The sequence below is a fragment of the Blautia sp. HCP3S3_C4 genome, from assembly GCF_052064095.1.
GTDB lineage: Bacteria > Bacillota > Clostridia > Lachnospirales > Lachnospiraceae > Blautia_A.
The window spans coordinates 73,338-86,339 of record NZ_JBQHWF010000004.1 but is presented as its reverse complement, the minus strand read 5'-3'; the positions used below and the strand labels follow the sequence as shown (position 1 = coordinate 86,339).

General features: G+C 41.7%; 8 protein-coding genes and 1 tRNA gene. 8 read left to right on the top strand and 1 reads right to left on the bottom strand.

Translation table 11 applies throughout. The annotated features are described in order from the left end of the window. Positions 1-51 precede the first annotated feature (51 nt). Genes ilvB through ACTNC6_RS05435 form a run of 3 tightly spaced genes read left to right on the top strand, consistent with a single transcriptional unit; the run spans position 52 to position 3,972 of the window. Positions 52-1,743: a biosynthetic-type acetolactate synthase large subunit gene (gene ilvB, locus ACTNC6_RS05445; protein WP_441043405.1), complete on the top strand. Its 1,692-nt coding sequence runs from the start codon at positions 52-54 to the stop codon at positions 1,741-1,743. After that, on the top strand, positions 1,727-2,809 hold the full coding sequence (gene serC, locus ACTNC6_RS05440) for a 3-phosphoserine/phosphohydroxythreonine transaminase (protein ID WP_441043404.1): 1,083 nt from the start codon (positions 1,727-1,729) through the stop codon (positions 2,807-2,809). Before ilvB ends, serC begins: the two co-directional genes overlap by 17 nt. After that, the gene (locus tag ACTNC6_RS05435) at positions 2,809-3,972 is read left to right on the top strand and encodes a phosphoglycerate dehydrogenase (protein WP_441034349.1); all 1,164 of its coding nucleotides are present in this window, start codon (positions 2,809-2,811) and stop codon (positions 3,970-3,972) included. Before serC ends, ACTNC6_RS05435 begins: the two co-directional genes overlap by 1 nt. 353 nt (positions 3,973-4,325) lie before the next feature. On the opposite strand, the gene ACTNC6_RS05430 is transcribed toward ACTNC6_RS05435, so the two are convergent. Beyond that, a complete protein-coding gene (locus ACTNC6_RS05430) occupies positions 4,326-5,300 on the bottom strand; it encodes a carbohydrate kinase family protein (RefSeq protein ID WP_055053872.1) in 975 nt (324 codons plus the stop codon). Positions 5,301-5,555: 255 nt separating this feature from the next. Between ACTNC6_RS05430 and glgB the strand changes: the two genes are divergently transcribed. The 5 genes from glgB to ACTNC6_RS05405 all read left to right on the top strand — a co-directional run bounded on the left by glgB (position 5,556) and on the right by ACTNC6_RS05405 (position 13,000). Further along, entirely contained in the window at positions 5,556-7,865 is a 2,310-nt protein-coding gene (gene glgB / locus ACTNC6_RS05425; RefSeq protein ID WP_441043403.1) for a 1,4-alpha-glucan branching enzyme, read from the top strand. Positions 7,866-7,925: 60 nt separating this feature from the next. Further along, positions 7,926-7,998: transfer RNA gene (locus ACTNC6_RS05420), tRNA-Thr, on the top strand. Positions 7,999-8,175: 177 nt separating this feature from the next. Continuing rightward, a complete protein-coding gene (locus tag ACTNC6_RS05415; protein WP_441043402.1) occupies positions 8,176-10,284 on the top strand; it encodes an NAD-dependent epimerase/dehydratase family protein in 2,109 nt (702 codons plus the stop codon). A 212-nt stretch (positions 10,285-10,496) separates the two neighbouring features. Next, a complete protein-coding gene (locus ACTNC6_RS05410) occupies positions 10,497-11,174 on the top strand; it encodes a hypothetical protein (protein WP_441043401.1) in 678 nt (225 codons plus the stop codon). Further along, on the top strand, positions 11,171-13,000 hold the full coding sequence (locus tag ACTNC6_RS05405; RefSeq protein WP_441043480.1) for a DUF2194 domain-containing protein: 1,830 nt from the start codon (positions 11,171-11,173) through the stop codon (positions 12,998-13,000). The genes ACTNC6_RS05410 and ACTNC6_RS05405 overlap by 4 nt, the downstream gene beginning before the upstream one ends. Positions 13,001-13,002: the final 2 nt, after the last annotated feature.

Genomic DNA, 13,002 nt, shown 5'->3' with positions numbered 1-13,002 from the left:
TTGCGGCATAACCTGTGATTCCTGCCTGAAAAGTTAGGAGGATACGTAAAGATGCAGCTTACAGGTGCTGAAATCATCGTTGAATGTTTAAAAGAACAGGGCGTTGACACTGTATTCGGATATCCGGGCGGTGCCATCCTGAATGTATATGACGCCCTCTATGAATATAAAGATCAGATCACACATGTGCTGACCTCCCATGAACAGGGAGCTTCCCATGCAGCAGACGGCTACGCAAGAGCAACCGGAAAAGTCGGCGTGTGTCTCGCAACTTCCGGTCCGGGAGCTACCAACCTGGTAACAGGAATCGCAACTGCATACATGGACTCCGTACCAATGGTAGCCATCACATGTAACGTAGGAACACCCCTTCTTGGAAAGGATTCCTTCCAGGAGGTGGATATTACCGGAATCGTAATGCCTATCACAAAGCATAGCTTTATTGTAAAGGATATTACGACTCTGGCAGATACTGTCCGCAGAGCATTCTATATTGCACAGAGTGGCCGTCCGGGTCCTGTGCTGGTGGATGTGACAAAGGATGTGACAGGTGCAAAATATGAATATACCTTCCGGCGTCCGGCGGCTGTTTTGCCGAAGGTAGATACAATTAAGTCAGAAGATATTGACAATGCTGTCCAGTTGATCAGTGAGTCAAAGAAACCATTTATCTTTACCGGCGGTGGCACCATCATTTCCAATGCTTCCCCGGAATTGACAGAGCTGGCGCACAGAATTGATGCACCGGTGTGTGACAGCCTTATGGGAAAAGGTGGATTTTCAGGAGAAGATCCTCTGTATACAGGTATGCTGGGAATGCATGGAACTAAAGCTTCCAACTTGGGAGTTTCCAAATGTGACCTGTTGATCGTGCTTGGAGCCAGATTCAGTGACCGTGTCACCGGAAATACAAAGACCTTTGCAAAACAGGCAAAGATTCTTCAGATTGATGTAGATGCTGCAGAGATCAACAAAAATATTGTTGTGGATGCCAGCGTTATCGGGGATGAGAAGGAAGTACTGAAACAGATCCTGGAGAAGCTTCCACAGATGAAGCATTCTGAATGGACCGGAAAAATCAGTGAACTGAAGGAAAAATATCCCTTAAGATATGATCACTCCCAGCTTACAGGCCCATACATTATTGAAAAGCTGTACGAACTGACAAAAGGAGATGCCATCATCACAACAGAGGTTGGACAGAACCAGATGTGGGCAGCTCAGTATTTTAAATACAAAGAGCCAAGAACCTTCCTTTCTTCCGGTGGCCTGGGAACTATGGGATATGGACTTGGTGCAGCCATCGGTGCCAAGATGGGAAGACCGGACAAGACTGTGGTAAACATTGCAGGTGACGGATGCTTCCGTATGAATATGAATGAGATCGCAACAGCAGTCCGCTGTGGCAGACCTTTAATTGAAATTGTATTGAACAATCATGTACTGGGAATGGTACGTCAGTGGCAGACCTTGTTCTATGACCACAGATATTCCCATACAATTTTAAATGATGCAGTAGATTTTGTGAAGCTGGCAGAAGCCATGGGAGCAAAAGCAATCCGTATCACAAAGATGGAAGAGGTAGAGCCTGCATTAAAAGAGGCTCTGGCATGTCCGGGACCTATCGTACTTGACTGTATGATCGATCAGGATCTCAGCGTATTCCCCATGGTACCGGCAGGCGCAAGCATTGATGATGTTTTTGATGAGGAGGATATGAAAAACAATGAGCAGAGTGTATAATTTTTCCGCAGGACCGGCTGTACTGCCGGAAGAGGTACTGAAAGAAGTAGCAGAGGAGATGATGGACTATCAGGGCTCCGGTATGTCTGTAATGGAAATGAGCCACAGAAGTGCTGATTTCCAGAAGATCATCGACGAGGCAGAGCAGAATCTTCGTGATCTGATGAAGATTCCGGATAACTATAAGGTATTATTCCTTCAGGGCGGAGCTTCCCAGCAGTTTGCAGCAATCCCTATGAACCTTATGAAGAACAAGATTGCTGATTACATTGTAACAGGACAGTGGGCAAAGAAAGCATACCAGGAAGCACAGAAATATGGAAAAGCAAACAAGATCGCTTCTTCCGAGGATAAGACTTTCTCCTATATTCCTGACTGCAGCGACCTTCCGATCAGCCCGGATGCAGACTATGTATACATTTGTGAAAACAACACAATTTACGGAACAAAATTCAAGAAGCTTCCTAACACAAAAGGAAAAACTCTGGTAGCAGATGTTTCCTCCTGCTTCTTATCTGAGCCTGTTGATGTATCCAAATATGGCATCATCTATGGCGGTGTACAGAAGAATATCGGACCAGCAGGTATGGTAATCTCCATTATCCGCGAAGATCTGATCACAGATGATGTTCTGGAAGGAACACCTACTATGCTGAAATTCAAAACACAGGCAGACGCAGGTTCTCTTTACAATACTCCAAACTGCTATTGCATCTATGTATGCGGTAAGGTCTTCAAATGGCTGAAGAAAATGGGCGGACTGGAAGAAATGCAGAGACGTAACATTGAGAAAGCGAAAATCCTCTATGATTTCCTTGATCAGAGCAAGCTGTTCAAAGGAACTGTTGTACCGGAAGACCGTTCTCTCATGAATGTACCATTCGTAACAGGTGACAAGGACATGGATGCCAAATTTGTAAAAGAAGCAAAAGAGGCAGGACTTGTAAACTTAAAGGGACACCGTACAGTGGGCGGTATGCGTGCAAGTATCTACAATGCTATGCCAAAAGAAGGTGTGGAAGCACTGGTTGCTTTCATGAAGAAGTTTGAGGAGGAAAATGCATAATGTTTCAGTATCATTGCCTGAATCCCATTGCAGAAAAAGGTCTGGGATTATTTGATGAAGAATATAAGAAAAGCGAAGATCTGCAGGAGTGTGATGCAGTCCTTGTAAGAAGTGCAAAGATGCATGACATGGAGCTTCCTGAGAGCGTGAAGGTAATCGCACGTGCAGGTGCAGGTGTCAACAATATTCCTGTAAAGGACTGTGCAGAAAAAGGCGTGGTAGTATTTAACACACCGGGCGCCAATGCAAACGGTGTGAAGGAGCTTGTACTTGCAGGTATGCTCCTTGCTTCCCGTGATATCGTAGGCGGTATCGAATGGGTTGCCAAAGAGAAAGATCAGGAAGATATCGATAAACTTGCTGAGAAGCAGAAGAAGCAGTTTGCAGGATGCGAGATCATGGGCAAGAAGCTGGGTATCATCGGTCTTGGTGCTATCGGAGCAATGGTGGCAAATGCTGCTTCTGCACTTGGAATGGAAGTATACGGATATGATCCATACATCTCCATTGATGCTGCATGGAATCTTTCCCGCACCATCAAGCATATCAAGAGCCTGGATGAGATTTATTCCCAGTGTGATTACATTACCATCCATGTACCTCTTCTTGACAGCACAAAAGAGATGATCAACAAAGAAGCATTAGACAAGATGAAAGACGGCGTAGTACTTCTGAACTTTGCCCGGGATCTTCTGGTTGATGAGGATGCTCTGATCGAAGCATTAGACAGCGGAAAAGTGAAGAAATATGTGACAGACTTTGCAAACCATACAGTAGCAGGACATAAGGGAATCCTGGTAACTCCACATCTTGGAGCATCCACAGAGGAATCCGAAGAAAACTGTGCAGTAATGGCAGTGAAAGAAGTAAGAGATTTCCTTGAGAACGGAAATATCAAAAACTCTGTAAACTTCCCCAACTGTGATATGGGAACCTGCGCGGCAGTAGGACGTATTGCCATCTGCCACAAAAATATCCCGAACATGATCAGCCAGTTCACCAAGATCCTCGGTGCAGAAGGTCTGAACATCGCAGATATGACAAACAAGAGCAAAGGCGAATACGCTTATACTCTCATTGATCTGGAAAGCACAGCTTCCAGAGAAGCACTGGATGAGCTGAAAGCAATTGAAGGCGTTTCCAGAGTTCGTGTGGTAAAATAGTAAGATACAAGTTAACAGTTTAACCGAATCAAGTAAGTCCCCTGCTTCAATTGCGAAAAGCAATAAGCAGTGGGTGGGGACTTTCTTGTATCAGGAGGAGTGCGAGCTCCTTCTGATAAACTGCGAAGCAGTTATTCGGTTATGAGCAAGTAGCGAAGCGGATTGCGAATATCCGCTTGACTATTTTTATAATGACTGACTGTTGATTTGTAATAGAGATTTATATATTTAAAATATCTCCTGTCTGATTGAGATTTTCAATCGCCAGGAGATATTTTTTGATTTTTATGATAAAAAAAGGAAGCCCTCTGGCACCGCCAGACTGGGCTTCCTTAAAAAATTATGATGTTAAATCAGCATCCTCTTGATTTCATAAAGTCAAGAACCTCTTCTTTGGTGGACATGACGCGAAGAGCACCCTTACGTGTGGTGATCAGAGAAGCTGCCGCATTTGCGAATGTGAGCAGTTCTTTTAAGTTCTCTTCTGTCAGATTGTCCAGACCATGTTCCAGAACATAGTTTAAGGAACTTGCGCAGAAGGTATCGCCTGCACCTGTTGTCTCGATAGTCTTTTCCTGAAGGAAAGGAGCAGCCTCTACTTTCATGTCTTTGTAGTAAGCGCGGCTTCCGTCTTTTCCGAGTGTGATGAGGATAAGCGGAATATTGTATTTCTCTTTCAGAAGTGCGGCGCCTTTGTCATAGTCTGTAGTTCCGAACAGGAATTCAACTTCATTATCTGAGATTTTCAGAATATCACATTTGCCAAGGCCGTATTCGATTTCTGCCTTTGCGTCATCCAGAGATTTCCATAATGGCGGACGAAGGTTCGGGTCGAAGCTGACGATACATCCGGCTTCTTTTGCAACGTCGATGGCATAGCGGGTTGCCTCGCGTACTCCTTCGTGAGTGGAAGAAAGAGTTCCGAAGTGGAAGATTCTGGAATCTCTGATCAGGTCTTCCTGGATTTCATCCTTGGTGAGCATCATATCTGCACCCGGGTTACGGTAGAAGGAGAAATCTCTGTCTCCGTCAGGATAAGTATGTACAAAGGCAAGTGTTGTGTGTACCTCGTTGTCAATCACAAGGTTGCGGGTGTCGATCCCTACTTCCTCTACAGCATTCTTAAGCTGGGTTCCGAACATGTCGTTTCCGACTTTGCCGATGAATGCAGTTTTTTTGCCAAGCTTTTCAAGCATTGCAAGCACGTTGCATGGAGCACCGCCCGGATTGGCTTCCAGCATCGGATTCCCCTGTGCGCTGCTTCCGTTTTCAGTAAAGTCAATCAATAATTCGCCTAATGCGGTTACGTCAAAGGCTTTGTTTCCCATTATTTGAATCCTCCTTATAGTAGAAAAAAGAATCCCGGTATCCGGAACAGGATCCTTTTTATGGTTTGATACCATAAATTTATCTCAGAAACGGGAATTTGTCAAACAATTTCCTTTATTTTTTTGTGCAAAAATGCTAAACTAAGAATAGAATTACTGTTCACATATTCTTATATTCTGCCTGAGCCTGGTTATGAAAATAAAGTGAATGGTAACAGATAATCTGATTTCGACAACAGGGGAGGTAACCTAGCTATGAACGAAAAACTATACGGTTATATGAACTGGCCAAGAATTGAAGCTATTGTGTATGGAGAGGAAACAGCGCCCAGAGATGTAATGGGACCAAGGATCACGCCAGATGGTGTCCTGATCCAGGGATTTTTTCCGGGCGCAGATGGGGTAAGTGTAATAAGTGAAAATAAAACTTATGTCTGTGAAAAGGAAGATGAGGCAGGATATTTTGCAGTATTGCTTCCTGTGCATAAGGTGCCGAAATATAAATTTTCTATAAAAACAGGTGAAATCGAGACAGAAAGCTATGATCCTTATGCTTTTCCATGCCAGATCACAGAGGAAGAAGAAAAGCAGTTCTGTGCAGGCGTTTATTATGAGGCATATAAAAAACTTGGAGCACATCCCATGGAGATTAATGGAGTAAAGGGAACTTTGTTTGCTGTCTGGGCTCCCAATGCTATTAGCGTGAATATTGCCGGGGATTTCAATGAATGGATTGGCCGTGCAACCATCATGCACCGTATGCCAATGTCCGGTATCTTTGAACTGTTTGTACCCGGAGTAGAAGTCGGAACACATTATAAATATGAAATTAAAGTTAAAGGCGGCGAAGTTCTGCTAAAGGCCGATCCTTATGGGAACAGCGCAGACCATGATCCTGAGGGAGCATCTGTGGTATCAGATGTAAGTGATTTTCAATGGAACGATGGAGACTGGATGAAAGAACGTTCCAGATTTGATGACAGGAAACAGCCGGTTTCTATATATGAAACATCTCTGGAGGAATGGAAGACGGGAGAGGAACTGGTGGAGTTTCTGGCAGAGGAGGATTATACTCATGTAGAACTGCATCCGGTGATGGAATATCTGGATGATATTACAGGAGGATATTCTACTTATGGTTATTATGCACCGACTTCCAGATTTGGGACACCCAAGGATTTTCAGAAGCTGGTGGATGAATTGCATCAGGCAGGAATCGGTGTGATCCTGGACTGGACACCTGCACAGTTTCCACGGTATGCTTCCGGGCTGGAGAGATTTGATGGAACACCTCTTTATGAAAAACAGAATCCTGCAGAAGCGGTTCATCCATTCTGGGGAACACTGCTCTACAATTATGCCAGTCCTATGGTGAAGGATTTTCTGATTGCCAATGCATGTTTCTGGACAGAGGTTTATCATGTGGACGGTCTGCGCATGGATGATGTAGATGCTATGCTGTACCTGGATTATGGCAGAAATCCTGGAGTGTGGACACCAAATATATATGGCACAAATGAGAACCTGGATGCATTGGAATTTCTGAAACATCTGAATTCTGTGATCAAACAGAGAAATCCTGGTATCCTTCTTATTGCCCAGGAGGACGGACTCTGGCCGGAGCTGACGGACAGTGTGGTAAATGACCATCTTGGATTTGATTATAAATGGAGTGGCGGATGGACAAAAGATCTCCTGGAATACCTGAGTAAGGATCCCATTGAGAGAAAGAATTACCATGATCAGCTGACAGTTTCTTTGCTTTATGCATACTGTGAACATTATATTCTGACCCTTGGCACCAGGGATGTTGGCACTTTGAAGGATTTTGCAGAGAAACTGCCGGGAACAGAAGCACAGAAGAGTGCGCAGATCAGAGAAGCATACGCCTATATGATGCTTCACCCGGGATGCAAGATGATGGCGCCGGATAAAGACATGCCAAAAGAACTGGAAGTTTTTGTCAAAGACCTTAATAATATGTATCTGGCTCATCCGGCACTTTATCAGATGGATGACGAGTATGATGGATTTGAATGGGTTCAGCTGATGAAGTATGAGGAGAATGTGATCGCATTCATGAGAAAGACAGAGAAACCGGAAGAAACTATTCTGGCTGTCTGCAATTTCGCGGCAATCCCCTACGAGAATTATCAGGTTGGAGTACCTTTTGCCGGTAAATATAAAGAAATCTTTAACAGTGATGATAAGAAATATGGCGGGGAAGGTGTAGTTAATGGAAGAGTGAAAGTAGCGAAGAAGGCAGAGTGCGATGAGAGAGAATATTCTATTACAGTGAAACTTCCTGCACTTGGGGTGGCAATCTTTACCTGTACACCGGAAGAAGAGCCGAAAGAGGAGAAAGCAGCAGAAGGTCAGATCAAGAAGTCGATTACCAAGGCGAGAACTGTACGTAAGGCTGCAGCGAAAACAAAAGCTGATGTAAAGACGGTAGTAAAACCGGCGACAAAAAAAGTGACAAAAAGAGCACCAAAAGAAGCGCCAAAGGTGACAAAGACCACACCCCAAAAACCAGCTAAAAAGGACTTGACAGAAAATAAATAATATTATAAACTAAATGCTGTGGCTGTCGGAACCGTTATTTTCTGACAGATGACAGCATAAGCTGAAATAGCTCAGTCGGTAGAGCACTTCACTCGTAATGAAGGGGTCGTGAGTTCAAGTCTCATTTTCAGCTTGATGTTCAAATAGCTCTGAATCCTTATGAATTGAGGATTTGGAGCTTTTTTTGTTAGGGCAAACAAATAATCACCTGCTAAGCCGGCGGTTGTGATTATGTCAAAAAAGGCGTTGATACTGATATTGAAAAGAAGAAATAACTTTGTTATACTTCACTTTATTGAGGTGAATAAATATGGAAGTATTGTTGGCAGGAAATACAGGATATGTAACAGAAACTTTTATAGAAGAATCATTTCCTGAATGTGATGTAGTTGTACTGGGAAATGAGATGCTGAAATCAAATCGAAAAAAGAATATATTATCTTGTCCGTTCATAAAAGATGAGAAAGAACTGAAAGAGATTTTCGAAACATATGAGTTTGAAAGAATTATTTATTTTTCCAATTATCTGACCATGCATGGAAGGATGACCGGAGAACTGGAACAACTGAGACAGATACTTCAGTTATGCAAAAAGAATAAGGAAATAATGATGTTGTATCTGACCGGGCAGGAGAGCATTTATAATATTACAAGTGGGAAAACACTTCTGGTATCCGCAGCAGAAAATGTAGTTATGGAATATGGAAATATGTATCAGATAAACACCAAGATTCTGAGAATTCCTCATTTATATTCAGCGGTATACACACAGGACTTTTTTTATAAGCTGTTTACAGAGGCAGAAGAAAGCGGAAAAATTGTTTTTGAGGAATCACCGGAACAAAATATTTATTTTCTATGTATGGATGATCTGGCAGAACTGCTTTATAAAGTATATGACAATTGGGGAAAAGAACGCTGTCTGAATGTTCCGGATTGTTTCAGGCAGAATTTCAGTGATCTGGAAAAAGAAATCAGAAAGACAATTCCCGGTAAACTGGATATAAGATATCAGAACAGCGGTCAGATTTATAAAGTACAGCCGGATGATCAGATTATAAGACAGGAATATGGGTGGTTTCCAAAGATATCTGTTTTTGAAGATATTCCCGGGATGTATCAGGAGTATAAAAAATTATCAGATTCAGATTCCGGGCATTTTGCAAATATCAGGAATTGGATATCGAAAAATACTTTGGTGGTCCACATTCTGGAATTGATCTCAGGATTTATTTTATTTGAATTTCTAAACAGATATACAGGAACCTATGCTCAGTTTAAAATGATTGACCTGAGACTTGTATTTATTGTATTCATGGGAAGTCTTTATGGAATTAATTATGGAATATCAGCAGCTGCGTTGGAAACTTGTTCTTTGATTGCAGCATACAGGCAGGAGAATGTAAACATATATACTTTGTTTTATGAGGCTTCCAACTGGATTCCATTTATTTTTTATTTTGCCGCAGGTGCTGTCTGTGGTTATATAAGGCTGAAGAATAAAGAGGATATAGAATTTGTAACAAAAGAAAACAGACTGATCAAGGAAAAATTTTTCTTTATGCAGGAAATGTATCAGGAGACCCTTCAGGATAAAAGACAATATAAGAAGCAGATTCTCGGAAGCAGGGACAGCTTTGGAAAAATTTTTGATATAACAAGAAAGCTGGATGTGATACAGCCTCAGAAACTGTTTATGGAAACCATAAGGGTAATGGAAGATGTTCTGGAAAATCATACAATTGTACTTTATTCACTGGATTCATGGAAACGTTTTGGGAGGATGGAAGTGTCATCACCTGAAATTCGCAGAAAAATGCCGAATTCTATAAGGATTGAAGAGTATCAGAATGCGGTAGAAACGCTGGAAAAGGGTGAGGTCTGGAGAAACAGGGAACTGCTTGCCGGATATCCGGCATATATCGCAGGGATAAAGAGAAATGGAGAACTTGTAATGCTGGTATTTATTCAGGATGCAGCCAGTAGTCAGATGACATTGTATTATCTGAATCTTATCAAAATTTTATGCGGTCTGGTAGAAGTCTCTCTGCTGCGTGCACTGGAATATCAGGAAGCAGTCAGAGACAGGGAATATCTGGAAGGAACTCATATATTAAAAACAGAGTATTTTATGGAAAGGCTGAAGTTATTTCATTCCATAAAAGAACAGAAAATAGGATCATATGCTCTGCTGCAGATTGAAAATCCGGAAATGACACTGGAGGAAACAGACAGGATATTAAAAAATAAAATCAGAGAGAATGACATACTGGGAATATCGGAGGATGGACAACTTTATCTGATCCTGTCACAGGTGGATGATGCCATGTTACCGATAGTAATTGAAAGGCTCGAAAAGAACGGACTTCATTGCAGAGTGATTGACACCCGTAACGAAAGCAGGGTAGCTGAAGAATGATACAGAATATAACAGGGGTTGTTTTTATTATATTCCATATTATCTGTTGTGTTTTAGTATGGACAGGAATAAACTCCCATTTACTGAAGGTGAAGAGGTATCTCATATTACCTGTGATCTTTGTACCGGTATGGGGTATGATCTGTGTATTGCTTCTGCATTTCCAGATATTTTTTCACCAGGATAAAAAGCGTGAAATTGGAATAGAAAAAATGAAGATCAATGAAGAAATTTACAGGAGCATTATAGCACCGAAAGAAGAAAGTGACAGAAATATTGTGCCACTGGAGGAAGTGCTTCTTATTGATGAGGCCGCTATGAGGCGTGATCTGATTATGAATGTATTGAATGATGATCCGGAGAATTACATCGATATGCTTAAACAGGCAAGGATGAATGACGATGTAGAGGTTGTGCATTATGCGATCACAGGAATGGTAGAGCTGTCTAAGGAATATGAAAGCAGACTGCAGAAGATAGAATACAGATATGTAAAAGAACCGGAAAATCAACAGCTTATTTCAGAGTACTGTGATTTCCTTCAGGAGTATTTATCTCAGGGACTTCTGGAAGGACAGATGGAACTGGTGCAAAGAAATCAATATATAAAACTTCTGAAGAAAAAACTGAAATTTAAAGAAGATCTTCATACATATGTATGTCTGACTGAGAATCAAATGCAGATGAAGGAGTATGAACAGGTTCTTAAAAGTCTGGAAAGAATGGATAAGAAGTGGCACAGAAATGAAGAATACTGGATACTCAGGATCAGATATTACGTAGAACTGAAACAGGGGAAAGAATTAAAGGAAACATTAGAGCAGATTCAGCAGGAACATATTTACCTGTCGGCGAAAGGAAAGGAGGCATTGGCTTTTTGGCAGGAATGATAAAATATTTACAGTCTTTTCGATTTAAGGGTCTGACTGTTATTCTGGGAGTTTTTCTGGCAATCAGTGTGGTGCTTTGGACAGAGCGTTCAGGAATTCAGTATCAGGCAGATGTTAAGAAGAATGCATATCTGGACAGGGATACGGTTGTAACTGAAACACAGGCAGTCAAAAATATTGAGAGCAGTTGTCTGGTGCTGATGGACAGCAGTCAGGCAGACAGTGTGGTGGCATGGGAACAGTTTGAAAGAATTTTCATGGATATGAAAACAGGAGCGGATATGATAGATGTCAGAAAAAATGAAGTTCCTGATTTTTCAGGTTATGAAACAATAGTAGTACTGATGTCGGATCTGAATCCATTAAAGGATACAGTTATAAAGATTGGAAACTGGGTAGAAAGTGGAGGTAGTGTTCTTTTTGCGTTAACACTTCAGAAGGATACATATGTTTCGATCATTGAGCAGAAATTGGGAATTACAGACTCTGATTATGAAAATGTTCTGGTAGATAAAATCTATATTGATGATGATTTCATGATTGGAGGGGGAAGATCTTTCCAGATTCCGGACGCATATGATTCAGCATGGGAAGTAAGTGTTGGAGAAACGGCGAAGGTTTATGCATGGACAGATGATGAAAAGAAGGTTCCGCTTATCTGGGAAAACAGTTATGGAAAAGGTAAATTTGTAGTTGACAATTTTGGATTATGTGAAAAAGCCACAAGAGGATTTTTTGCGGCATCCTATAGCCTGCTGACAGATGTGATGGTTTACCCGGTGCTTAATGGATCTGTATTCTATCTGGATGATTTTCCATCTCCTGTACCGAGTGGAGACGGAACATATATCAAACGTGATTATGGTCTCAGCATCAAAGAGTTTTATACAAATATCTGGTGGCCGGATATGCTGGATATGGCAGAGGAACACGGTGTGAAATATACAGGTGTTATTATTGATAATTATGAGGATGATGTGTCCGGAGATGTTGTGGAACAGGAAGATGTGCAGAGATTTCAGTATTTTGGGAATATGCTGCTTCATCAGGGAGGAGAACTGGGATATCATGGATATAATCATCAGCCATTGAGCCTGTCAAATGTGGATTATGCAAATATCCTTCCATATAAAACATGGGAAAGCTATGATGCAATGAAAAAAGCCATGACAGAGCTGATACGGTTTGGAAAAGAGATGTTTCCGGGGACAGAATTGTCTGTTTATGTACCGCCGTCTAATGTGCTGTCAGATGAAGGGCGGGAAATGATCGTAAAAGAATTTCCGGAGATACGTACAATTGCAAGTAATTATTTTGTCGGAGATATGGCATATACACAGGAGTTTGAGGCTGCAGAAGATGGAATTGTGGAACAGCCCCGTATTATTTCAGGTGCTGTGATTGATGATTATATGGAACTTGCGGCTGTATCTGAACTGAATATGCATTTTGTCAATACACATTTTATGCATCCGGATGATCTGCTGGACGAAGACAGAGGTGCCAGACTGGGATGGGAGAAACTGAAAAAACGGCTGGATGAATATATGGACTGGCTGTATACTTCAGCTCCATGTCTGAGAAATCTTACTGCTTCCGAACTATCAGGCGCAATACAGCGGTATGGGGCACTGGTGATCGATAAGGATGTATCAGATCAGGAACTTAATCTTAAATTAGATAATTTTTATGATGAAGCTTATATTATGATAAGAATGAATGAAGGGACTCCGGGTAATATAGAAGGTGGAGAACTGACGCATATTACCGGAAATCTCTATCTGCTTCGGGCAAAAGAGAAATCAGTGAAAATAGAAATAAGGTGAGA

What these genes read in the sequence shown, in the direction of transcription:
- ilvB (WP_441043405.1), top strand. Translation starts at nt 52, where the DNA reads ATGCAGCTTACAGGTGCTGAAATCATCGTTGAATGTTTAAAAGAACAG.
- serC (WP_441043404.1), top strand. Translation starts at nt 1,727, where the DNA reads ATGAGCAGAGTGTATAATTTTTCCGCAGGACCGGCTGTACTGCCGGAA.
- ACTNC6_RS05435 (WP_441034349.1), top strand. Translation starts at nt 2,809, where the DNA reads ATGTTTCAGTATCATTGCCTGAATCCCATTGCAGAAAAAGGTCTGGGA.
- ACTNC6_RS05430 (WP_055053872.1), bottom strand. Translation starts at nt 5,300, where the DNA reads ATGGGAAACAAAGCCTTTGACGTAACCGCATTAGGCGAATTATTGATT.
- glgB (WP_441043403.1), top strand. Translation starts at nt 5,556, where the DNA reads ATGAACGAAAAACTATACGGTTATATGAACTGGCCAAGAATTGAAGCT.
- ACTNC6_RS05415 (WP_441043402.1), top strand. Translation starts at nt 8,176, where the DNA reads ATGGAAGTATTGTTGGCAGGAAATACAGGATATGTAACAGAAACTTTT.
- ACTNC6_RS05410 (WP_441043401.1), top strand. Translation starts at nt 10,497, where the DNA reads ATGAAGATCAATGAAGAAATTTACAGGAGCATTATAGCACCGAAAGAA.
- ACTNC6_RS05405 (WP_441043480.1), top strand. Translation starts at nt 11,171, where the DNA reads ATGATAAAATATTTACAGTCTTTTCGATTTAAGGGTCTGACTGTTATT.